Annotated in this window: 19 protein-coding genes; 8 read left to right on the top strand and 11 right to left on the bottom strand. The window is 61.0% G+C overall.

Features of this window, described 5'->3' with window-relative positions; translation table 11 throughout:
• Positions 1 to 128: 128 nt before the first annotated feature.
• Positions 129 to 665 carry a hypothetical protein gene (locus WG78_RS19955; protein WP_053939594.1) on the bottom strand — a complete coding sequence of 179 codons (537 nt, stop codon included), beginning with the start codon at positions 663 to 665 and terminating at the stop codon, positions 129 to 131.
• Between the two features lie 207 nt (positions 666 to 872).
• Positions 873 to 2,390 carry a fumarate hydratase gene (locus WG78_RS19960; protein WP_053939595.1) on the bottom strand — a complete coding sequence of 506 codons (1,518 nt, stop codon included), beginning with the start codon at positions 2,388 to 2,390 and terminating at the stop codon, positions 873 to 875.
• 263 nt (positions 2,391 to 2,653) lie between these two features.
• Here WG78_RS19960 and phnF point away from each other — a divergent pair, with 263 nt between their 5' ends.
• Positions 2,654 to 3,385, top strand: a complete 732-nt coding sequence (gene phnF / locus WG78_RS19965) for a phosphonate metabolism transcriptional regulator PhnF (RefSeq protein WP_053939596.1) — start codon at positions 2,654 to 2,656, stop codon at positions 3,383 to 3,385.
• A complete protein-coding gene (locus WG78_RS19970) occupies positions 3,385 to 4,221 on the top strand; it encodes an NUDIX hydrolase (protein ID WP_053939597.1) in 837 nt (278 codons plus the stop codon). Before phnF ends, WG78_RS19970 begins: the two co-directional genes overlap by 1 nt.
• Positions 4,222 to 4,265: 44 nt before the next feature.
• Here WG78_RS19970 and WG78_RS19975 read toward each other — a convergent pair whose 3' ends face one another.
• A complete protein-coding gene (locus WG78_RS19975) occupies positions 4,266 to 4,544 on the bottom strand; it encodes a hypothetical protein (RefSeq protein ID WP_053939598.1) in 279 nt (92 codons plus the stop codon).
• A 284-nt stretch (positions 4,545 to 4,828) separates the two neighbouring features.
• Between WG78_RS19975 and WG78_RS19980 the strand changes: the two genes are divergently transcribed.
• Positions 4,829 to 5,080 carry a hypothetical protein gene (locus WG78_RS19980; protein ID WP_053939599.1) on the top strand — a complete coding sequence of 84 codons (252 nt, stop codon included), beginning with the start codon at positions 4,829 to 4,831 and terminating at the stop codon, positions 5,078 to 5,080.
• A 198-nt stretch (positions 5,081 to 5,278) separates the two neighbouring features.
• Here the strand turns inward: WG78_RS19980 and WG78_RS19985 are convergent, their stop codons facing one another.
• The 3 genes from WG78_RS19985 to WG78_RS19995 form a co-directional block, all read right to left on the bottom strand.
• Positions 5,279 to 5,791, bottom strand: a complete 513-nt coding sequence (locus WG78_RS19985; protein WP_053939600.1) for an HhH-GDP family DNA glycosylase — start codon at positions 5,789 to 5,791, stop codon at positions 5,279 to 5,281.
• 85 nt (positions 5,792 to 5,876) lie between these two features.
• On the bottom strand, positions 5,877 to 6,416 hold the full coding sequence (locus WG78_RS19990) for a DUF4142 domain-containing protein (protein ID WP_053939601.1): 540 nt from the start codon (positions 6,414 to 6,416) through the stop codon (positions 5,877 to 5,879).
• A gap of 14 nt (positions 6,417 to 6,430) precedes the next feature.
• A complete protein-coding gene (locus WG78_RS19995; protein ID WP_053939602.1) occupies positions 6,431 to 7,402 on the bottom strand; it encodes a hypothetical protein in 972 nt (323 codons plus the stop codon).
• A gap of 275 nt (positions 7,403 to 7,677) precedes the next feature.
• Here WG78_RS19995 and WG78_RS20000 point away from each other — a divergent pair, with 275 nt between their 5' ends.
• Positions 7,678 to 8,145: a PRC-barrel domain-containing protein gene (locus WG78_RS20000; RefSeq protein ID WP_236692087.1), complete on the top strand. Its 468-nt coding sequence runs from the start codon at positions 7,678 to 7,680 to the stop codon at positions 8,143 to 8,145.
• A 108-nt stretch (positions 8,146 to 8,253) separates the two neighbouring features.
• On the opposite strand, the gene WG78_RS20005 is transcribed toward WG78_RS20000, so the two are convergent.
• From WG78_RS20005 to WG78_RS20015, 3 genes are all read right to left on the bottom strand, one after another.
• Entirely contained in the window at positions 8,254 to 10,335 is a 2,082-nt protein-coding gene (locus WG78_RS20005; protein ID WP_053939604.1) for a TonB-dependent copper receptor, read from the bottom strand.
• 98 nt (positions 10,336 to 10,433) lie between these two features.
• Positions 10,434 to 10,817 (bottom strand): DUF2946 family protein, encoded by a 384-nt coding sequence (locus tag WG78_RS20010; RefSeq protein WP_053939605.1) that lies wholly within the window; start codon positions 10,815 to 10,817, stop codon positions 10,434 to 10,436.
• 41 nt (positions 10,818 to 10,858) lie between these two features.
• Positions 10,859 to 12,016 (bottom strand): cytochrome c biogenesis protein CcdA, encoded by a 1,158-nt coding sequence (locus WG78_RS20015; RefSeq protein WP_161805168.1) that lies wholly within the window; start codon positions 12,014 to 12,016, stop codon positions 10,859 to 10,861.
• 474 nt (positions 12,017 to 12,490) lie between these two features.
• Between WG78_RS20015 and WG78_RS20020 the strand changes: the two genes are divergently transcribed.
• The 4 genes from WG78_RS20020 to WG78_RS20035 all read left to right on the top strand — a co-directional run bounded on the left by WG78_RS20020 (position 12,491) and on the right by WG78_RS20035 (position 19,043).
• A complete protein-coding gene (locus WG78_RS20020) occupies positions 12,491 to 15,163 on the top strand; it encodes a TonB-dependent receptor (RefSeq protein ID WP_053939607.1) in 2,673 nt (890 codons plus the stop codon).
• A gap of 85 nt (positions 15,164 to 15,248) precedes the next feature.
• On the top strand, positions 15,249 to 16,802 hold the full coding sequence (locus tag WG78_RS20025) for a thioredoxin family protein (protein WP_053939608.1): 1,554 nt from the start codon (positions 15,249 to 15,251) through the stop codon (positions 16,800 to 16,802).
• 182 nt (positions 16,803 to 16,984) lie between these two features.
• Positions 16,985 to 17,512 (top strand): DUF1993 domain-containing protein, encoded by a 528-nt coding sequence (locus WG78_RS20030; protein WP_053939609.1) that lies wholly within the window; start codon positions 16,985 to 16,987, stop codon positions 17,510 to 17,512.
• A gap of 136 nt (positions 17,513 to 17,648) precedes the next feature.
• On the top strand, positions 17,649 to 19,043 hold the full coding sequence (locus WG78_RS20035; RefSeq protein ID WP_053939610.1) for an MFS transporter: 1,395 nt from the start codon (positions 17,649 to 17,651) through the stop codon (positions 19,041 to 19,043).
• A gap of 18 nt (positions 19,044 to 19,061) precedes the next feature.
• Here WG78_RS20035 and ydiK read toward each other — a convergent pair whose 3' ends face one another.
• Complete coding sequence (gene ydiK, locus WG78_RS20040) at positions 19,062 to 20,288, bottom strand: AI-2E family transporter YdiK (RefSeq protein ID WP_201782502.1); 1,227 nt, start codon at positions 20,286 to 20,288, stop codon at positions 19,062 to 19,064.
• Between the two features lie 117 nt (positions 20,289 to 20,405).
• A complete protein-coding gene (gene ybaL, locus WG78_RS20045) occupies positions 20,406 to 22,070 on the bottom strand; it encodes a YbaL family putative K(+) efflux transporter (protein WP_053939611.1) in 1,665 nt (554 codons plus the stop codon).
• Positions 22,071 to 22,215 lie beyond the last annotated feature (145 nt).

Consider the following 22,215-nt stretch of genomic DNA (forward strand, 5'->3'; position numbering starts at 1 on the left):
CAACGCAAAAAAGAATGGTGGCATAGGGTGGGTCAGGACCCACCGATCAAAGCCGGCGAGCCGCATGATGTCGTTAATCTCGCCACGGCTTTGCGTGGTGGGTCTTGCCCTACCCTATGCATATCAACTTACAAGCAAGGTTGCAGCACTTGCTTCAGCGCAGCGGCGTCGCTGGGCAGATTGAACTGCGCTACCAGCGGTTTGCCTTTGCCATCGGCGCTGGCCACTTCCACTTTCAGCGGTTTACCGGCGTTGCTCAGCCACGCGGCCAGTTCTTTTTTGGTGGGCTGCAGCGAAAACGCAAAGTTCGGCCCTTGCGCCGCGCCGCTGGCGTTGTATTTAGCCGCGGCCTTGGCGGTATCCACGCTGACCAGCTTTTCCTTGATACCCGCGCCCGCCGCGCCTTCAAACGGCGTGGTATTGAAATTGGCGGATTTGCCGATGCTCAGATACGCATACGGCTCGGCATTGGGCTGGCACGCTACCGACAAGCTGGCGGTATGCGCGCTGTCGCCATTAAGCGTGGTGCTGGGCAATGTCGCGGTTTGTAACGACTGGCCGGCCACGGGTTTGGCCACTTGCCATGTGGTGGGCTGGTTGGCTTGCGCCAGCGTAACGGCGGCCAGCAAGGCGATGGCGAGTGCGGATCGGTGACGGATGTTCATGGCAGGATGCTCCGTAGGCTGGACAAGAATTGAGATTCTTCCGAGCTTAAAGGCAGCAAGTCACACGATGTAACCGCATTTTTACCCAAAAAAGTTGCGGAACTTCGCTGACTACACGGTCAGCGCAAAACAGACACGGAGCATTGCTGCCCCGTGTCTGTGCATCCAGACCCACTCATCCTCGCGGGCGAGTGGGTTGAAGATGGATCAGGAAACGACCGGAATTTTGCCGATCTTCGCCTGCCACTGTTTTGGCGCAACGGCGTGTACCGAAATGCCAGTGCTATCCACCGCCACGGTCACCGGCATGTCGACCACATCAAACTCATAAATGGCTTCCATGCCCAGATCAGCAAACGCCACCACCTGGCTGCCCTTGATCGCCTTGGACACCAGATACGCCGCGCCGCCTACTGCCATCAGATACACCGCCTTGTTGTCGCGGATGGCCTCGACCGCCGCCGGGCCGCGTTCAGCCTTGCCCACCATGCCCAGCAAGCCGGTGGTTTCCAGCATCTGGCGAGTGAACTTGTCCATGCGCGTGGCCGTGGTCGGGCCAGCGGGCCCCACCACCTCGTCGCGGACCGGGTCGACCGGGCCCACGTAATAGATAAAGCGGTTGGTAAAGTCCACCGGCAGCGTCTCGCCCTTGTTGAGCATATCCACCATGCGTTTGTGCGCGGCATCGCGGCCGGTCAGCAGTTTGCCGTTTAACAACAGCGTCTGGCCGGGCTGCCAACTGGCAACTTCTTCGCGCGTAATGCGGTTCAGATCAACGCGCTTTGCGTCGGCGGCCGGGCTCCAGGTCACGTCAGGCCAGTCTTCCAGCTTGGGCGCTTCCAGGACGGCCGGGCCGCTGCCATCCAGCGTAAAGTGCACGTGGCGGGTGGCGGCGCAGTTGGGGATCATCGCCACCGGCAAGCTGGCGGCATGGGTGGGGCAATCCATAATCTTCACGTCCAGCACGGTGGCCAGGCCGCCCAGACCTTGCGCGCCGATGCCCAGCGCGTTCACCTTCTCGTAAAGCTCGATGCGCAATTCTTCCACGCGGTTTTGCGGGCCGCGCGCGATCAGGTCCTGAATATCGATTTCCTGCATCAACGATTCTTTGGCCATCAGCATGGCTTTTTCGGCGGTGCCGCCAATGCCGATGCCGAGCATGCCGGGCGGACACCAGCCTGCGCCCATCAGCGGCACGGTTTTCAGCACCCAGTCCACAATCGAATCGGACGGGTTCAGCATCACAAACTTGGATTTATTCTCAGAACCACCGCCCTTGGCAGCAATATCGATTTCGACGGTATCACCGGCCACAATCTCGTAATGGATGACGGCCGGGGTGTTGTCTTTGGTGTTTTTGCGCCCGCCCGCCGGGTCTTGCAGGATAGACGCGCGCAATTTGTTGTCGGGATGCAGATAAGCGCGGCGGACACCTTCGTTGATCATATCCGTCACGCTCATCGTCGCGTCGGCCCACTGCACATTCATGCCGACGCGCACAAAACAGGTGACGATGCCTGTGTCTTGGCAGATGGGGCGCTGGCCCTGCGCGCACAGGCGGCTGTTGGTCAGAATCTGTGCGATGGCGTCTTTGGCGGCCGGGCTTTCTTCGCGCTCGTAAGCGGCGCCCAGTGCTTTGATATAGTCGGCCGGATGGTAATAGCTGATGTACTGCAGACTGTCGGCAATGCTGTCGATCAAGTCGTCCTGGCGGATGACGGCCATGCGAAAACTCCAGTGGGATCGGATGTAAGCGGCAACAACGTGCTGCGGCGCGCAATTTTAGCAAAAGCCGCTGTAGTTGCGCGCTGCCGATTACACCAGGCGGGCTGTTTTGCCACGCCACCCGGTACGGCTGCAAGGCTTATCGGGTGTTGGATGTATGTTCGCGGCGGCACAATGATGCAATCATCTAGATGAAATCTAAGCCCCTTAAACTGTCAGCTACATCGCCCGACATGCGGGCGCATTACAGGAATCGAACAGCAATGACCATTACCGTAGAGCGCGGCTCCGGCGTGGCCCTGTGGCGGCAGATCGAAGAAACCCTGGCGGGCGAAATTGCGCGTAAACAGTTGCGCGACCGTCTGCCCAACGAAGCCACGCTGGCCGAACGTTTTGGCGTAAATCGCCACACCATCCGCCGCGCCGTGCAGGCGCTGGAGGCCCGTGGCATGGTGCGCATCGAGCAAGGCCGCGGCACCTTTGTGCAAGAAGAATTTATCGATTACAAGCTGGGCAAGCGCAGTCGCTTTTCGCATAGTCTGGAAAAACAACAACTTGCCGGCACCAGCCAGGTACAACGCAGCCGCACCGTGGTGCCGCGCGACGAGGTCTGCGCGATGTTGCAAGTGCCCAATGGCAGCAGCGTGATGCAGATTGATGCGCTGGATGTGGTGGATGGCCGCGTGATTGGCGTGTGTACCCAGTATTTTCCGCTGCCGCGTTTTACCGGCTTTGATGTGCTGTATCAGCAAGCCGGCTCCGCCGTGCGCGCCCTGCAGCAGCTGGATATCGAGGAATACAGCCGCAAGTTCAGCCGCGTCAGCACCCGCCTGCCCGAGGCCGATTGCGCGCAGCAACTAGGCCAGCCCAAAACGCAGCCCATCCTGTTTGTGGAAAGCGTGTATGTGGATGCCGCCGGCGTGCCGATCGAATACGGCATTACGCGTTTCGCTGGCGATGCGGTGCAACTGGTGTTTGAACCGGAGCATGCCTGATGGATTTGTCCGCCGAAGTCGTCGCCCAACTCAACGCGCACGTGGCCGCGTGGCGCGCCAGCGAACCGGTGTTTGATCGCACCGGGCTCACGCGCTTTGCCGTGCTGGGCCACGATCTTGGCTGGCTGCAGCCCGACACCGCAAGCTTTCTGACCGGGTTTGATCCGGCGTTTTTACTGACGCCAGAACGGCTGCGGCTCAACATCTCGGATGTCACCACCGCCGAAGTGCTGCTGCAGCAAGCGGCACAAAAGTTGTATGACGACGGCCGCATGCCCGGCTGGCGCAATGAACTGTACGACTTGCACGCCCCGGCCGCCGACGGCACGCCCGATCTGACGCAATCTTTATTAAAACTGGAGCGTGCCGCTTTCCGCACCTTTGGCTTCACCAGCCTGGCCGTACATATCAATGGTTATCGCGACGATGGCCAGATGTGGATTGCGCGGCGCGCCCTGACCAAGCAAGTCGACCCCGATTTGCTGGATAACCTGGCGGCGGGCGGCATCGCCAGCGGTGAACATACCGCGGCCTGCGCCATGCGCGAATTGTGGGAAGAAGCCGGGGTGCCCGCCGATATGGCGCAGCATGTGGTGCCTGTGGGGCAATTGCATCCATTGCGCAATGTCGCGGACGGCGTGCATGACGAGATCCTGTATTGCTACGACCTGCGCCTGCCCGAGGATTTTGTGCCGCATAACGCCGATGGCGAAGTGGCCAGCTTTGAATGCCTGAGCCTGCCCGACGTCGCGGCGCGGCTAGGCCAGATGACCTGGGATGCCGCAGCGGTAACCGCAGCGTTTATCCAACGCCGCCTGGCCACCGCCTCGATCTAAGCCTTGCCGGGGTGGGGTCTGAGCGCGGTCAGCCCCGTCGCCGATTATTGCAAACGCGGCGTGGCATAACCCTTGTGCGGACCGCTGCCCACCTGCGGCAAATTGCCCGCTTCGATCATCATGCGCGCCACGCGCAGCGCTTCCTGATTGGCCGCATCTTCGCTGCCAAATTCGCTCGGCGCTGAAACCCGATGCCATGGCACTACATATTGCGGGTCCACGCCATCGGTCGGCAGGCCGATGGTGAGCGTCGGATACCAGTCCTGGGTTTCAATATCCTGCTCGGCGCAGGTCTCGATGAAATAGCCTTTGTGCTGTTGCATGGCGCTGCTCCTTGCCTGAAAAACCAATGAAATCAATGTAGACGACGATATGCAATGCGGTCGACGCCAACCACGCGCCGTTGGTACCACTGTGCTTGCATGCTGCATTGCAACATATCGGCTGTGTGCCTATAAGTCTGTAAGTGAAAGCCTGTAACTACGTGTTTGACAGCGCGCCCTCACAGTCAGGTCAGAACGTGGCCTACAGCATCCGGCAGACGCGGTGCCAGACAATAGTTGCGACACTGTTTTTGCAATCTGCATAACCCTGACCGGAGAATCCCATGGCCTGGAGTGGCGGCACCGAACTGTTTGAAGACGTAATCACGGCAGCGCAAAAAGGCATCCCCGATAACGATTTGCGCCGCGATTTTTATCTGGAACTGATCGAAGCGTTTGAACGCGAAGGCTGGGATGAGCAAGCCGATTGCCGCGGGCTGGACGCCGCGTTTGACGAGGCGCTGGAATCGCTGCACCCCGAGCTGACCGAGGATGAGGATGACGACGACGATGCGGATGATGATGTGTACCACTGACCTGGCAGGCCGGCACTGACGCCGGAAAGATTTGCTGGCCTACACCCCCGTCGCAAACGTATAGGGTGGGTCATGACCCACCCATCAAAGCCATAGCCAGTGGCGGCGATATGGGCGTGTGGCTTTGGCGGGTGGGTCATGACCCACCCTATAAGATTCCCAACCTGGACAAGCCGCTGATTGGCTTGCGTCGCGGCACTATTCCCCAGGATGTTTGGGAAACAGATACGGCCCCGCCTCGCGCATGAAAATCTCGATCGTCTTCGGCCCAACGCCCTGCAATTCAGCCAGTTTTTCTTCAAATTCCTGGCGGCTGCGCGAGCGCGAATACATTTTGCGGATGCTGCCGCCGTATTGGTCGGTAAGCTGCTGGCACATTGTGTGCAGATTGCGCGCCGACGATTCATCCAGCCGCCGGTAATGCCCCTCGCCCAGTGCATCCACCAGTTGCTGCCAGCTGCGCTGCAAAATGGCGTGCGGGCTGGTCATGCGTTTTTCCATAAATACATGCCACGTGCGTTCGGCCACTTCGGCCTGTACCGGCTTGCCAAAAAACCAGCTGGCCAGCAGCCAGCGAAACAAGCCGCGTTCGCCCACCATATTGATGCCGAGATCGCTGGCGCTGCGTTGCCGCACGCTGTGATGAGCGGGGCTGCGGGCCGGGGTGGCGCTGCTGTGGCTGTCGGTATGTGTTGCGCTGTGCTGGGTCATGGCGACTCCTTGCCGCGCCGGAAGCCCGGCGCGGGTGGGGTTTATCAGATTATGGGATGACGGGATGCGAGGACGGATGCGGCGATCAGGCCGACGGATGCGTCAGCTGTTGCGCCATATCCAGGTGATGCCGGATCACCGGCAGCGTTTGCTCGGCAAAGCGGCGCAAATCGGCGTCGGTGCCATTGCTGGCTTCCTGGTTAAACAAGCGCTCCACCACACTGTGCGCATACACGCCCGCGTGCTGCAGATATTCATCATCAAATTCGGCGGCATCCAGATGGCGCAGCCGGTCCAGCAACTGGCCGTCTTCCGTGTCCGGCGCCAGCTCCAGTTCCACGCCTTTGTCGCGCGCCAGGCGCTGCAAAGCCTCGTTGTTCTTGCGGTGCTCGCGCACCATCTGTTCGGCAAATTGCTGCACTTCGGGCCGCGTGGCATGACTTTGCGCCAGCTCGCCCAAAGCCACTTCAGCCGCGCCCGCATGGGCCGCCTTGTACAGGAACATCAAATCCGATTCGCTCAGGCGCGTACCCATACGCGCGGGGTCGTGCCCGAATACGCCCGGCATGCCGCTTAATGCGGACGAACTGACCAGGTCGTTCAGCGACGTTTGATTGGTTTCCATCGTGCCCTCCTCGGTTAGGCCTGGGTATTCACCAACAGGCTAGTGTTGTTATTAGCCGCCTGCGCCGCCGTTGTCGCGTTGACCGCCGCAGTGGTCGGATTGGCGGTGGCCGCGGCGTTGGCGGCCACGGCTTGCGCCTGATTCAGCTGGTTGGCCGGGTTCAGCGGGTTGGTCGGATTGTTGACGCTGGCCGGGTTCGCCGGGTTGTTCGGGTTGTTCACGCTGTCGGGGTTCAGCGGATTGTTGGGGTTGTTCAGGCTTAGCGGATTGGCCGGGTTATTCGGGTTATTCAGGCTGTTGGGGTTCAACGGGTTGTTCGGGTTGTTGAGACTGTCCGGGTTTAGCGGATTGGTCGGATTGTTCAGGCTGGCCGGGTTCAGCGGGTTGTTGATATTCAACGGGCTGTTCGGATTTGCCGGATTGTTGACGTTAAGCGGGCTGGCCGGATTGTTCGGGTTGTTGATGTCGTTGGGGTTGTTATCCAACGTCGCCTGGTTGGCCGCAGTCTGGTCGGTGGCGGCGGCGTTGATATTGTTGGCCGTCTCTTGTGCCGCATTCAGCAAGGAACTGGTGGCGGTGGCGTTCAGCAACGACGCGGCGGTGTCGGCCGGTACATTCACCAGCACCGATTCCGGCGTCCCCAGCGCGTTATACGTCAGCGTCGACACATTCACCGTACCCGCCAGATTAGCCGCCGCCGGGCTATTGGCCAGCGTGGCAGCCAGACCGTTGGCGGCGTTGTTATCCAGAATGGCGTTGGCGTTGCCCAGCGTAAATTGCGTGGTGGTGGTAACGCTTTGCTGCACGCTGGTCGCAGTCAGATTGCCGCTGTTCAGCCCCTCGGTGGCTTGCACATTGGTCGCGATATCCGCTTCGGTGGCGGCCACTTGCGCGGCATTGGCGGCCTGCACGGTGGCGGCGGGCAACGGCGTGATGATCGGCACCAGCGCGGATGAGTCGACAGCGGTGATCGGATCGATAGCCATGATGAGTCTCCTGTGTGGGCACAGCGACCTGGACATAGCGACACTATGCGTGATGACTACATGCTCCGCCTTTGCCCGGCCGCCACCTATCGGCAGGCCCCGCGCCTTGGCGTCAGCCCATTCCGGCCCGGGCGACCGACATGGATCAGCGCCCAGGCGCTTTCCTACGCGGCGTTCAGCGCTGGCCTACATTCGCTGTGGCCCCGTCGCGGCACCATCGGACGCAACGATCGGGAGAGCACGACATGCGGCGCGCGGCGGCAATACAAGTGAATATGGGACTGGCGATGGGCCTGGCGTGGGGCATGGCGGGCACGGCGCAAGCGGCCGACGTCAATGGCATTCCGGTGGCGGCGTCGGCGGTGCAAGCCACGGCGGCGGGCACCAATCACGACAAGATCCGCCGCGCCTCGATGATCATCGGCACCAAAGTGCAAAGCCCGGCGGGCGAAGAGCTGGGGCGGATTTCCGACATTGTGCTGGACCCGGCGCATGGCTCGGTGGCGTACGTGGTGCTGCAAGGCGCGCGCATTGGCGGCACGGCCGGCAAGCTGTACGCGGTGCCGTGGCCCGCGTTTTCGGTGGCGGGCGAAGACGGCGACATCTACCAGTTGAATATGGACCGCGCCGTACTGGGCAATGCGCCGTCGTTTGACGACAAACACTGGCCGGATTTTACCGACCGCCAGTGGAACGACTCGACCTGGAAATACTACGGCGTAAAACCACCGTGGTTGCCATAGGGTGGGTCCAGACCCACCCATCAAAGCCAAAGAAAAAAACGCATCGGCTTGCATTCCTCTGCTGGCTTTGATGAGTTGATCGAGAAGCGAGCGCCGATCCCCGACCTATTAGTACTTCACCGCCAGCTTCGCCCAGAAGGTCCGCCCCGGCTCGTTAATCGACGTATCGGCGGAATAGCCAAAGCCCGCATCCCCCGCCAGATTCAGATGCTCGGTGTACCGCTGGTTCAGCACGTTATCCACGCCCACCGTCAGCCGCACCTGCTTGCTGAAGTCATAGCCGCCATTCAGCGCCAGCGTGCCAAACCCGGCTGACGGGCCGAAGTCTTTGCCGACTACATTGCCCTCGCCCACCGCCACGCGTCGCTGCGCCGCCACCACGCGCCACAGTGCCCCCGCTGTCCAGTTGCTCGTCTCGTAACCCAGCCCGAAGCGCGCTTCCAGCGGCGGCATCTGTGGCAAGGCCTGGCCCATGCTGCGGTTTTCGCCCCACGCATACGCCAGCGTCGCATCGGTTTTCCAGCCGCTGGCCAAGGTGTATTCCACGCCCGCCTCGCCGCCGGCAATCCGCGCATTCACATTCAGCGCCTGCGAGCTTGAACCCATCATGCCGCCGCTTTGATACAGAAACAGGATGTAGTCCTGCACATAGCCGGCATACAGCGACGTCCACGCCTTCAGTGCTTTGCTGTTGTATTGCACGCCCAGGTCCAGTTGCGTGGTTTTCTCTGGCTTGACGGAAGAGAACGCGTTGCTGGAACCCACCGCACCCGCATCGGGCGAAAACAGCTCCCAATAATCCGGAAAGCGTTCCGCGTGGCCCAGGCCGATAAACAAGGTGATCGGGCCGTCCGCCAGATCTTGTTCGTAGCGCATAAAACCCGACGGCAGCGCGTCGATGCGTGACTGGTTGGCGGTGGGGTTGGGCATGGCCATCATCGCCATCGCAGTGGCATCTCCGCGCTGATCCGTCGTTTCGGCCCGATCGACTCGCACGCCGCCGATCACCCGTTGGCGCGCAGCCGGTTTCCACGTCAGTTGCGCAAACGCGCCGATATCGCTGGCGTCGGCGTCTTTAGTCCAGGGCAAGGCGGCATAGGCATCGACGCCAGCGGCCGAGCGCGAGCGATGCGCATTGCGCGAGCCATCCAGCCCGCCGATCAGCGACCAGGCCGGGGCCAGATCAAGCGTGACCGCCACGCGGCCGCCCACGGTGCGCCGATCCACTTCCGAAGCCATCGCGGTGGGCATGCTGCTCATTGGATCTGGCGTGCGCAGGCTGTAGTTATCCATCAAATGATCGGCGTAGTTGTAGTACGCCAGCGCTTCCAGCTTGCTGACCACATCGTTGATTGCATCGCGCTCGAACTTGAGATTGAAACTGTCGCGCCGGAACTTGACGCCATCCATGCTGCGGCCGCCATAACGTGCGTCGCCATTGCTGGTGCCCGCGTTCAGTTCCAGTCGGGTGTCGTCATCGGGCGTCCAGCCTAACGATGCATCGGCCGACCATTTATTCCATTTCGACGGCACCGTGTTGCCCGCGCCATCTTCGTAATCGCCCTGATGACCGTGGCTGCCGACGATGCGGGCGTAGCCTTCGGGCGCGCCGGTGGTGAGGTCGGCATTGATGTCGTTGCGGCCCCACTCGCCCACCTGCGCCGCGCCATCAAAGCGCACACCCGGCGCAGCAAAGCGCTTGGTTTTGCGATCAAACATCACCGTGCCCGCCGATGCGCCCGGCCCCCAGATCACGCTTTCCGGGCCTTTGATGACGGTCAGCTGGTCAAAGCTCTCGGGCGTGATGTACGAGGTGGGGTTGTCCATGCGCGCCGGGCACGCGCCCAACATGCTGGTGCCATTGGTCAGGATATTAAGCCGCGAACCAAACATGCCGCGTAGCACCGGGTCGCCATTGGTGCCGCCGTTGCGGATGGCGCTAAAGCCCGGTATCGATTTGAGGTAATCCGCGCCATCGCTGGCGGGCACCGGTTGGCGCGGCGCTTTCGGGTCGGTGACGATGGTCAGCGGCGAGGTTTCGCGTGGCGCGGTGACGACGGCCGGGCCCACCCAGACCGGCTCGCCAGCAGGGGTGGCGCTGTCTTCAGCGTGGGCAAGCCAGGGAAAAGCTGCAGCAAGCGCAGCGACGAGGATGTGCGGGCGCGGTGCCCGCTTGATCGTAGCGTTCATGGTAAAGCCCCAAGGCCCACGCAGCAGCGGACGCACGTTCACGCCCGGCCCGCGCAGGCTGGATTGATCAGAAGAGATTCAGAAAAAAGAGTGGCTGATCAAGCTAGAGGCGGCGCACGGCCGCGGGGATATTCAAACGCATAGGCCTTGTCGACCGGCGCTGGCGGCGCGGCCACGCGGGCAATCGGCACATAGTGGACGGGAGCGAGGGCCGGGGCGGCCGGAGATGGCAACGCAGCTTGCGCGGTGTGCGCGCACAGGGCGCACGGTTGCAGGCTGGCGGTGCTGTGCGAGGAGCCATCGTGCGTATCTTGCGGCGTGGCATCAGCGGTAAAGACAATCTGGACGCCGTTGCCACTGCACAGCACCAGCTGGTGGCGGACCGCGTTGGTGGCGGCCATGTGCACCAACGGCAAGGCGAAGTTCAGCAGCGCCACACAGAGCGCAATCAGAACTGCCTTGGAATAGAGCCGTTTTTTCATCGCGCCGCAGGATACCATGCGTGCCCTGCGGCGGTCTTGCTTCAGCGACCTGCCACGGCTTGCAGGTGCGCGGCAAAGTCACTGGCGCTGGATAAACCAATTACGCGCTTGGTCTGCAGCTTGCCGGCCTTGTCGTAGAAGATGATGGCGGGCGGGCCGTACAGGCCAAATTGCTTGAGCAAGGCGGCGTCATCGTCCGAGTTGGCCGAGACATCGGCGCGCAGCAGTACAAAATTCTGCAGCTCGGCTTTGACGTTGGCGTCGGGCAGCACGTTCTTTTCAAACTCGACGCAAGACACGCACCAGTCCGCATAAAAATCGAGCATCACCGGCTTGCCGTTGGCTTGCGCCACCGCTTGCTGCAATTGCTGCACCGACTTCACGGTCTGGAATTCAGCGGCATGGCTGGCGCCCTTGGGCCACAGCGGCTGGCTGATCCAGATGGCGCTGCCCAGCATGATGACGCCAAACACGCGCTTGACGTTGCTCATGGTTTTGCCGCTCAAGCGCGGCAGCACGCTGCTGCCAAATGCGCCAATCAGCAACAGCGGCACACCGGTACCCACGCCCAGCGCATATAAAGCACTGCCGCCCAGCACGCGATCGCCGGTTTTGGCCATAAACGCCAGCGCGCCAAACAACGGCGGCGCCATGCATGCGCCCACCAGCAGGGCCGACAGCATGCCCATCACAAACACCGGCGCCAGTTGGCCACCGGGCAAACGGTTGGCCAGATCATTGATCTTGCTCTGAAAGCCGCCGGGCATTTGCAGCTCAAACAGACCGAACATCGACAGCGCCATGATCACAAAAAACAGCACCAGCACGGCGGTGGTAATCGGGCTTTGCAATTGCACGGTCAGCAAAGTGCCCGTGCTGGCGGCGGCCACGCCGACCACCGTATAGGTCAGCGCCAGGCCTTGCGTATACACCAGCGTCAGGCCAAAGGCGCGCCAACGGCTTTGCGATTGGCCGATGACAATGCCCGATACGATAGGCAACAACGGATACATACAGGCCGTTAACGCCAGGCCCACGCCCGCCGCAAAAAACAGGCCCAAGGTGAGCCAAAGATTGCCACTGGACAACGCGCGCGACGTGGCGTCGCCCGCATCCACCGCCCAGGCCGAGGCCGACAGCCCCAGCAGCGCCATCACCGAAAACACCGAAACCATTCCCTGCACCAAACCACGCCTCACGGCTTTCTCCTGCTTGCATCCGGCCACGTCTGGGCCGGGTTCCCGAATTCTAACGGATGAGACCACCGACTGGTTCACCGGCGCGCCTGGCATCCGACGCGGCGATCTGAGGTAAGGCCGTCGCCACCCGCCCAAGTTGCAATCCGCGCGAGTGTTGCAGCCAACCCACAGCGCCGGGCGCGTTTTACACGCGTTGCGTCGGGCTTGGGATTTGCGCCTTGCTGGCCCGCGCTGGCCGGACAAATTCCGCAACTTCCCCTACCCCAACCCACCGAGCGGTTGGTCAGCGGCCGCCATGATAACGCCACGTATCGATATTACAAATAGAAATATCAATAAATTTTCTTATACGTTTGTGAGATAAACACTTTTTGCTATTTTGGCCAGCGACAGCTTCAAAACCCGACGCTGCAGCCCGCCGGGCGAGCACAACCCGCCCTACAAAAACCAGCAAACCGAAACAGAGAGAGAGCAATGCGACCCCATCTGACGCCGCTTGCGCTAGCCGTGCTGATCGCCGGCATCGCGCACGCTGACGATTCCACTGACCCCGCCAATGTCGCCCCGGTAACCGTAACCGGCAGCCGCATTCCCCGCGCCCAGCAAGAAGGCCCCACGCCCGTCACCGTGATTACCGGCGCCGAGCTGGAAAAACAGGGCTACCGCAACGTATATGACGCGCTAAACCAGCAAGCGCAAAACAGCGGCTTTACCCAGGGCGCGGATTTCGGCAATACCTTTACCCCCGCCGCCAATGCCATCAGCCTGCGTGGCTTGGGCCCCAATCACACGCTGGTGCTGATTAATGGCCGTCGCGTGGCGGATTACCCTACCGCTTATGATGGCTCGGTCAACTTTGTTAACCTGGCCAATATTCCTTCGGCGTTGGTGGAGCGCATTGAAATCCTCAATGCCGGCGCTTCGGCCATTTATGGTTCGGATGCAATTGCCGGGGTGGTCAATATCATCCTCAAGACCCACGCCGACGGCATTAATCTGAACGTTAAAGCGGGTAGCACCACACGCGGCGGTGGCGACAATGGCCGCGTGCAAATCAGTGGCGGTAAAGATTTTGGCGATGTCAGCACCGTGTTTGCGTTGGAGGTGAGCAAAACGCAAATGCTGTGGAGCAAGGATCGCGACTTTATGTCGGATTCCACCGCGGGCGGCGCCGCGCCAGTGCGGATCTGGGGCCGGCGCAATCTGGACGATGGCGTCTATCTGGGCGGCGCTAATTGCGGCGCATTTGGCGGTTTGTTTAACAGCAGCACCGTGGCCGTGGGCAAAGGCGATAACGCTTATTGCGGCAGCGGCCAGGCGCAACCGTCGTACTGGACCATCCAGACACAAAACCAGAGCGAAAACTTTTACGGTGGCCTGCAATGGGCGCTGAACGACAACACCACGTTCTTTGCCGACGTAATGCTGGGTTTTAACGACACGCAAAACAACACGCGTGGGCCCACCTGGACTTCGTTGCTGGCAACCGATGGCTATTTCTTTAACAAAGACACTGGTCTGGACGAGCAATGGACGCGGCGTTTTGCGCCCGAAGAAATTGGCGGCGCGGATGTGTGGAACCGCAAATGGCGCGATAGCGCAGTCAATCTATCCACCGGCCTGCGCGGCAGCTTTGGCAATAGCGGTTGGGATTACGAAGCGGTCTATAACATTTCGGGTTATCTAAGCCGCAATACCGTGCCGCGTTTACTGGCCTCGGTGGACGATTATTTCCTCGGCCCAAGGCTGGGCACCACCGACGATGGTATCGGCATTTATTCGCCCAATCTGGCGCGCTTTAATCAGCCTTTGACCTCCGACCAGTTCAATAGCCTGGTGGGCCATACCGAAAGCCGCGACGCTGCCTGGACGCAAACCGGCAGCCTGACCACCACCGGCAAGCTGTACGATTTGCCCGCTGGCCCGCTGAAAGCCGCGGCGCTGCTGGAACTGGGCAGCCAGGGCTATAGCAATCATCCGGACAGCCAGATCAATCAGGGCCTGTTTTACAACACCAGCGGTGCGCAGGACGTTAGCGGATCGCGCACGCGCAAAGCGGCGGCGCTGGAACTGGATATCCCCATCGTCAAGCAGCTGGATGCCACGCTGGCCGGCCGGTATGACCAATACACCTTTGCCGACCATAGCGATGGCAAATTTACGTGGAACGTGGGTCTGCAATATCGCCCGGTCAATACGCTGCTGTTGCGCGCCAACTACGCCACCAGCTTTCGCGCCCCGGATATGAATTACATCTACGAGGCATCGACCAAGGGTTATTACGCGTCCACCACCGATTACTATCGTTGCTACAAAGCCAACCAGTCCTTATCCAATTGCGATTACGCCAACTATTCGCCGGGCGCCAATTATGTGGAAGCGGGCAACCGGAATCTGCAATCGGAAAACGGCAAATCATTTGGCTATGGTTTTGTCTGGTCGCCGTCGCGCAATTTTGATGTCTCGGTTGATTACTGGAATATCAAGATCGACAATCTGGTGACCGATCTGGACCCGGACAAACTGCTGCGCACCGAAGCCGCTTGCCGCACGGGCGTGGATGATCCGACTTCGTCGCTATGTAAAGACGCTTTTGCGCGCGTGGTGCGCAACCCGGATAACGCGGTGCTGGACCCCGGCGCCATCAATACCATCCTGGTTAATCCGATTAATGCAGCGCAGGAATCCACCAGCGGCTTTGATATTGGCGGCAAATACAAATGGACCTGGGGCCCGGTGGGCGACTTTCTGTTTAGCGCCAATTACAGCAAGACGCTGACGCACCACTATCAGCAATTTGCCGATGACCCGGTGGATGATGAATTGCACGATATGACCAATTACGACTGGCCGGACAAGCTGAATGCGCAAGTCACCTGGTCACGCAATGCGTGGACGTCCACCGTGCAGGTGACGCGTTATGGCAAAGTGCCTAATGCCGAAGGCAGCGCTTATCTAACCCCCACCGCATTGGCCAATCTGAGCGTGGGTTATGACTTTACCAAGCAAGCGTCTTTGTCGTTGATCGTTAATAACGTACTCAATACCATCAAGCATGACGATTCCGCCGGCTGGCCGTTTTATGCCGTGGGCAGTTATCTGCCGTATGGCCGCCAATGGTGGCTGGAATTCAACTACAAGCTGTAATTGCGCGTTAGTCGCAATAGCATCAACCCAAAGCGGGGCCATCCCCTGCTTTGGGCATTGTTCCACTCCGTTTTAAAGGCGAAACATGAAACCGATGATACTCAGCGTGCTTACCAGTGCGCTGCTACTGACCGCGCCGTTGACCCACGCCGCGGAAACCCACGCCCTGCCACCCGGGATTGCCTGGCAACAAGGCGATGTCGATGCCGCCTTTGCCCAGGCGCGCGCCACGCACAAGCCGCTGTTTTTGTATTGGGGCGCGGTGTGGTGCCCGCCCTGCAATCAGGTCAAGGCCACCATTTTTAATCAGCAGGCGTTTATTGAACGCTCCGCGGCGTTTATCCCGGTGTATCTGGATGGCGATAGCGACAGCGCGCAAAAATGGGGGGAGCGTTTTAAAGTGGTGGGCTACCCCACCATGATTCTGTTTAAACCCGATGGCACCGAAATTACGCGCCTGCCCGGCGAAGTGGATGCCGAGCGGTATATGCAAGTGCTGTCGCTGGGCCTGAACGCCACGCATCCGGTCAATGAAAGCCTGGCCAATGGCCTGAAGCCCAAAGCGCACCTTAGCGCCAACGAATGGCAAATGCTTGCGGATTATTCCTGGGATACCGGCGACACTCAGCTGATCGACGCCAAAACCTTGCCGGGCGCGCTGCAAACGCTGGCCCGGCACGCAGCGCTGGACCACGCGCCCGCCCCGGCCTTGCGGCTTAACCTGAAAGCGGCAGCGGCCGCGGCAGGCTCGAAAGACGTACCGGCCGGCTTTAACAAGCCGCAAGCGCTGAATGCACTGAACGCCGTGTTGGCCGACCCCAAACGCGTGCGGGCCAATTTCGATATCCTGGTGATTACGCCCGATGATCTGGTGCCTTTGCTGACCGAAAGCGGCACGCCCGCGCGGCAACATCTGGTGGCGGCGTGGAACAAGGCGCTGGTGGCATTGGCCAGCGATAACAGCATCTCCACCACCGACCGCCTGACCGCGCTGGATGGGCAACTGGTACTGGCCAGGCTGGATCTGGCCAAAGACCAGGCGCTGCCCGACCCGTTATTGCAGCAGGTGCGCAGCGCCGTGGCGGCGGCCGACCAGGCCACCACCAATGGGTATGAGCGCCAATCGGTAATCAGCCAGGCGTCGGATGATCTGGTGCGCGCCGGATTGCTGGATGAATCGGATGCGCTGCTGAAGGCCGAACTGACGCGTTCACATGCGCCGTACTACTTTATGCTGGGCCTGGCCGCCAACGCCAAAACCCGTGGCGACAACACAGCCGCCCTCAGCTGGTACGAGCAAGCCTGGACCGCGGCAGAAGGCCCGGCTACGCGTTTGCAATGGGGCGTGGGTTACGTCAACAACCTGATCAATCTGGCCCCGACGCAAGACGCCAAGGTGCAGCAAGTGGCCAGTAGCGTGATCAAGGAAGCCGGTGAAACCAACAACGCGTTTTATGAGCGCAGCCAGCGCTCGTTGCAGCGCCTGGCCACCGGCCTGGCCAAGTGGAACAGCGACAAGCAGCATCAAGCCACAGTGGATACGCTGGCCAGCCAGTTGTCGAATGTGTGCGCCAAGCTGCCTGCGGCGGATCCGCAACGCGGCAATTGCGAAGGCCTGGTGAAGGCCGCGCGCGGCTAATGTCAGTGCCTGTTAACGCCACGTATTTGATTTCGGCGTTTTAAACCAGGCGGCCCTCATGGCCCTCCGCATACCTCCCGCCGGCCGGGATGCGTATGCGGTGGGCTTGTTTTATGCCTTGTTTGCCACCACCCTGCCCGCGTGGCCCCAACCGGCGGCGCGTTCATAACAAGGATAAAACCATGACGATTTCGCTTTATCACGCCAGCGTGCCCGTGTTCCTGCGCGGCCTGGACAACCTGGAAGCGGTGTTGCGCAAGGCGCAAGCGCATGCCGCCGAGAAACAACTGGACCCGGCGGCATTGCTGAGCGCACGGCTGGCCCCCGACATGTTTGATCTGACCCGCCAGGTGCAAAGCGCCTGTGACGCGGCCAAAGCCGGCACTGCCCGCCTGGCAGGCCAGACGCCGCCGTCGTTTGCCGATACCGAAACCACCTTTGCCGAACTGTTTGAGCGTATCGCCAAAACCGTCGCGTTTATCAAAAGCGTGCCGGCCAGCGACATCGACGGCCATGAAGACCGCGTGGTCACGCTTAAAATGCGTGGCGGCGAAGTCAGCTTTGCGCCGGTGCCGTATCTGCTGAGCTTTGTGCTGCCCAACTTCTATTTCCACCTGACCACCGCCTATGGCGTGATGCGTCATTACGGTGTGCAACTGGGCAAGCTGGATTACCTGGGCACGCTGCCGCCGCCGGCCGACTGGATCTAACCTTCGCCCATCCAGACCGCGGATCGCGGCAGTGGCAGGTTGCCACTGTTCCGATCCGCTTTTTTGCGTTGTATATCTGATGAGCGCGCCGCGCGTTGGTTAAAATGCCCCTCTGCTTTTGACTGTCTGGTCGCTCATGTCCCGCACGATGCTGTTGCCGTTGATTGTTGCCTGCGCTTTGTTCATGGAAAACATGGACGCCACTGTAATCGCCACCTCGCTGCCGGTTTTGGCGCGTGACCTGGGGCAGAACCCGATTACCCTGAAGCTGGCGCTGACCTCGTACGTGGTGGGGCTGGGCGTATTCATCCCGGTATGCGGCTGGGTGGCCGACCGCTTTGGCTCGCGCTCGGTATTCCAGACCGCCATTGCCGTTTTTATGCTGGGATCGTTGCTGTGTGCGGTATCCAGCACCTTGTTCGAGTTTGTGGCTGCGCGCTTTTTGCAAGGCGTGGGCGGCGCGATGATGGTACCGGTGGGCCGCATCATCATCTTTCGCGCCGTGCCGCGCGCCGAACTGGTCAAGGCCATCAGCTATCTGACCCTGCCCGCCTTGTTCGGCCCCATCATCGGGCCGCCGCTGGGGGGCTTTATCACCACGTATTTTCATTGGCGCTGGATTTTTGTTATCAACATCCCGGTGAGCCTGTTGGGCATCTGGCTGGCCGCGCGCTTTATCGAAAACCAGCGCGAAACCACCACGCAAAAACTGGATGTGATCGGCTTTGCGCTTTCAGCCAGCGGCAGCGCATTAACCATGTGCGGCCTGGCCTTGCTGGGCAGCCATCTGGTGGCTTTGTGGTTGGCGCTGGGGCTGACGGCGCTGGGTGCGTTGTTGTTGTTTGGCTACTTTAATTACGCGCGTCGCGCCGTCGCACCGTTGCTGGATTTGCGCTTTCTGCACATCCCGACGTTTCGTGCCAGCGTGCTGGGTGGATCGCTGTTTCGCATCGGCCTGGGTGCGGTGCCGTTCTTGCTGCCGCTGGCCCTGCAGGAAGGCTTGGGCATGAATGCCTTTGTCTCGGGCACCATCACCTGCGCTTCGGCCTTTGGCGCGATGTTCATGAAAAGCATCGGGCCGCGCGTGTTACGCCGCTACGGCTTTCGCAATGTGTTGATGGTGAATGCGGTGCTGGCCGGGCTGGCGATTGCGTCGTATGGCTTCTTCACCCCGGCCATGCCGCATCTGCTGTTGCTGGCGGTGGTCGCCTTGGGCGGCTTTTTTCCGTCGCTGCAATTTACCTGCCTTAACTCGGTGGTCTACGCCGATATCGCCAGCGAAGACGCGGGCCGCGCCACCAGTTTTGCCAGCGTGGTGCAGCAGTTGTCGCTGGGCCTGGGCGTCATCGTGGCGGGCATGGCGTTGCAGCTCTCCAACCATGTGCAAGGCCATGCCCATATCGAATACACCGATTTCTGGCCCGCCTTTGTACTGCTGGGCATGTTCTCGATTGCATCGATTGTTGAAACCCGCCGCTTGCATGCCGATGCCGGCCAGGCCATGGCGCAAGGCCAGACCCAGGCGGCTTAGACGGTTGCGCGGCGCCGGTTAAACCACTGGCGGATTGCTGCGGGCGGCCGTTTGTTCGGCCAGGCTCTGCTCTTGCGGCGGCACCACCGGCACCGGTTGCGCGGGCGTGATATCGGTCTGGATGCCCTCGGCGATCCAGGCATTGGTTAGCGTGTACGTCACCGCCAACACCACCGGCCCGACAAACAAGCCGACGATGCCAAACGCGAACATGCCGCCCAATACGCCCACCAGGATCAGCAGCAGCGGCAAATTGGCGCCGCGTTTAATCAGCATGGGCCGCAAGAAGTTATCCAGCATGCCCACCACGCCTGATATCACCAGCAGGATGATGGCCTTGGTGGTTTCCTGTTCGTAATACAGCCAACCCACGCTGCAGATCAGCACGGGCAACGGCCCGATCTGCGCGATGCAGAGCATCAACATGGCGGCGGTTAGCAACCCCGCCAGCGGGATGCCAACAATGGCCAGACCTATGCCGCCCAGAATGGACTGCGTCAGCGCCGTCACCACAATGCCCAGCGCCACAGCGCGTATGGCTTGGCCGCCCAGATGCACCACGTTTTCGCCGCGTTCCCCGGCCATCCGATGCGCAAAGCGCAAGACGGCGGCCAGCGCCACCTCGCCGCGTACATACAGCACCAGGCAGATCACCAGCGTCAGCAGCAAATGCACAGCCAGCATGCCCGCCGTGCCTGCTGTAGCAAACGCGCGTTGCGCAATCGCGGCCATATACGGCTGGATGCGTGCGGCGGCAGCGCTGGAACCGCCATCCGCCAGCTTCTGCCATTCCACCGCCACGCGATCGCCCACCAGCGGAATGTTGTGCACCCACGCCGGGGGCGGCGAAAAGATGTACTGCGGAATCGCTTTGACCAGCGCGACAATCTGGTCGGAGTGGTCCACCAACGTAATCACCGCCGCCACCAGCGGCACCACAATGATCAGCAGGATGGCGACGATCATCGCCACCGCCGCCAGCGTGCGCTTGTGCCACAGCCGTTTTTGCAGCCCCAGCATCAGCGGCCACGTGGCCACCACCACCGTAGTGGCCCAGATCAGCGCGGGCAAAAACGGCCGGAGCACCCAGAGCGAACCACCGATCATCAAAGCAATCAGCAAAATGGATAACAGTTGGCGTGGCAGATCGGAAACCGGCCGGGTTGGCGGATGCGGCAGCGGAGCAACAGCAGCCGGTGCGGCCGGATGGGTGGCTTGAACAGGTGTTACGGGGCTGGCAGGCACAAAGCGCTCCGGTAAGGGGACGAGCAGGATGTAGTTATCGCGCAGTATCGCGCGGCCGGGTGGGCTTTATTTATTGAAAATGCGCTGCGCGGTCAGATTGCGCAGCGCGGGCATTGCTTAATGCGCGCCTTGCAGCACGCGGGCGCTCATGCCGATACCCAGTTGGCGTTCGCCCATGATGGTGAAATCCGCGCCACGTTCGCTCAGGTATTCTTCTTCGGCATCGGTGTGGGCACGCGCCACAATCTTCAGGCCCGGGTTGAGCTGATGCGCCAGTTCGATGACGTGCGCGGCTTCAAACGCATTCGGAATGGTCAGCAACATCCATTGCGCGTTTTCGATATGCGCGTGCTTGAGCGCCTCTAACGACACCGCATTGGCGCACCACGCGGAAATGCCCTGCTCGCGCAATTGTAAAACACGTTCGGCGCCTGCCTCGATCACCGCAAATTGCTGCCCCGCCGCGGCCAGTTGCTTGCCGGCGGCCTCGCCCACGCGGCCGTAGCCGACAATGACGGTGTGATGTGGCGCGGCGGTGGGCGTAAGCGTCTCCAGCGCCGTATCGGGCTTGAAAAAGCGCGACAGCAACTGCACCACGCGTGGCATCAAGGTAAAACAAACCGGGTTGAGCAGAATCGACAAGATTGCGCCCGCCAGGATCAGGTCTTTGCCCGCTGCGGGCAGCAAGCCCATGCTGATGCCCAGCGACGCCAGGATAAACGAGAATTCGCCAATCTGCGCCAGGCTGGCCGCGATGGTGAGCGCGGTGCTGAGGGGGCGGCGAAACGCAATCACGATCAGGAACGCGGCCACCGATTTGCCGATGATGATGATGGCCAGCGTGGCCAGCAGCAGCAACGGTTCGCGCACCACAATCGACGGATCGAACAGCATGCCCACCGACACAAAAAACAGCACCGCAAACGCATCGCGCAAGGGCAAGGATTCTTCAGCGGCGCGGTGCGACAGTTCGGATTCGGCCATCATCATGCCCGCAAAAAACGCGCCCAGCGCAAACGACACACCAAAGATCAGCGTCGCGCCGTAGGCACAACCGAGCGCAATCGCCAGCACGGCCAGACGGAACAATTCTTGCGAACCGGTGCCGGCAATGCGTTCGAGCAACCACGGAATCGCGCGACGGCCCGCCAGCATCATCACCACCACAAAGCCGATGACCTTGCCGATGGTGATGGCCAGCGTCAGCCACACATTGCCGGTGGCCACGGGCGCGTGGCCGTCGGTGCCCGTTGCGCCCAGCAAGCCGCCCAGCGCGGGGATCAGCACCAGCACCAACACCATCACGATATCTTCGACGATCAGCCAACCCACCGCGATGCGGCCTTCGCTGCTGTCCAGGATATGGCGGTCTTCCAGCGCCCGCAGCAGCACCGCGGTGCTGGCCACCGACAAGGCCAGGCCAAAGATCAGACCGGCGCCCAGGCTCCAGCCGGTCATCCACGACAGCGCCATGCCCAACAAGGTGGCCACCGCAATCTGCGCAATCGCACCGGGGATGGCGATGTTTTTAACCGACAGCAGATCCTTAACCGAGAAATGCAAACCCACACCAAACATCAGCAAGATGACACCCAGTTCGGCCAGTTCGGGGGCCAGGCTCTGATCAGCCACAAAGCCGGGCGTAAACGGGCCGGCGCAAATGCCGGCCACCAGATAGCCCACCAACGGCGGAATGCGAAAGCGGTTGGCCAGCGCGCCAAAAATAAAGGCAAGGACCAGGCCACCGACTATGGTGGCGATCAGAGGGGTGTCATGCGGCATCGTGCGGCGGGCTCCGTAAGGTGCAGGTCGAGTTGTTATGATTTCTTGTAGTTAGTAGACATGATAGCGGCCAGAGGTTGCGTGTCAGTCACAAAAAAGGTGATGAGACAGCATTGGCGGCCATTATCTACATTTTGTCCAAATC

Origin of the sequence: Amantichitinum ursilacus, from assembly GCF_001294205.1 — a bacterium.
GTDB classification, from domain to species: domain Bacteria; phylum Pseudomonadota; class Gammaproteobacteria; order Burkholderiales; family Chitinibacteraceae; genus Amantichitinum; species Amantichitinum ursilacus.

Excerpts from the sequence above, each read along its gene's own strand:
- WG78_RS19955 (WP_053939594.1), bottom strand. The coding sequence starts at position 665 with ATGAACATCCGTCACCGATCCGCACTCGCCATCGCCTTGCTGGCCGCC.
- WG78_RS20025 (WP_053939608.1), top strand. The coding sequence starts at position 15,249 with ATGAAACCGATGATACTCAGCGTGCTTACCAGTGCGCTGCTACTGACC.
- WG78_RS20000 (WP_236692087.1), top strand. The coding sequence starts at position 7,678 with ATGGGACTGGCGATGGGCCTGGCGTGGGGCATGGCGGGCACGGCGCAA.
- WG78_RS20005 (WP_053939604.1), bottom strand. The coding sequence starts at position 10,335 with ATGAACGCTACGATCAAGCGGGCACCGCGCCCGCACATCCTCGTCGCT.
- WG78_RS20010 (WP_053939605.1), bottom strand. The coding sequence starts at position 10,817 with ATGAAAAAACGGCTCTATTCCAAGGCAGTTCTGATTGCGCTCTGTGTG.
- ybaL (WP_053939611.1), bottom strand. The coding sequence starts at position 22,070 with ATGCCGCATGACACCCCTCTGATCGCCACCATAGTCGGTGGCCTGGTC.
- WG78_RS19985 (WP_053939600.1), bottom strand. The coding sequence starts at position 5,791 with ATGACCCAGCACAGCGCAACACATACCGACAGCCACAGCAGCGCCACC.
- WG78_RS19975 (WP_053939598.1), bottom strand. The coding sequence starts at position 4,544 with ATGCAACAGCACAAAGGCTATTTCATCGAGACCTGCGCCGAGCAGGAT.
- WG78_RS20020 (WP_053939607.1), top strand. The coding sequence starts at position 12,491 with ATGCGACCCCATCTGACGCCGCTTGCGCTAGCCGTGCTGATCGCCGGC.
- phnF (WP_053939596.1), top strand. The coding sequence starts at position 2,654 with ATGACCATTACCGTAGAGCGCGGCTCCGGCGTGGCCCTGTGGCGGCAG.
- WG78_RS19980 (WP_053939599.1), top strand. The coding sequence starts at position 4,829 with ATGGCCTGGAGTGGCGGCACCGAACTGTTTGAAGACGTAATCACGGCA.
- WG78_RS19970 (WP_053939597.1), top strand. The coding sequence starts at position 3,385 with ATGGATTTGTCCGCCGAAGTCGTCGCCCAACTCAACGCGCACGTGGCC.
- WG78_RS19995 (WP_053939602.1), bottom strand. The coding sequence starts at position 7,402 with ATGGCTATCGATCCGATCACCGCTGTCGACTCATCCGCGCTGGTGCCG.
- WG78_RS19990 (WP_053939601.1), bottom strand. The coding sequence starts at position 6,416 with ATGGAAACCAATCAAACGTCGCTGAACGACCTGGTCAGTTCGTCCGCA.
- WG78_RS20030 (WP_053939609.1), top strand. The coding sequence starts at position 16,985 with ATGACGATTTCGCTTTATCACGCCAGCGTGCCCGTGTTCCTGCGCGGC.
- WG78_RS19960 (WP_053939595.1), bottom strand. The coding sequence starts at position 2,390 with ATGGCCGTCATCCGCCAGGACGACTTGATCGACAGCATTGCCGACAGT.
- WG78_RS20035 (WP_053939610.1), top strand. The coding sequence starts at position 17,649 with ATGTCCCGCACGATGCTGTTGCCGTTGATTGTTGCCTGCGCTTTGTTC.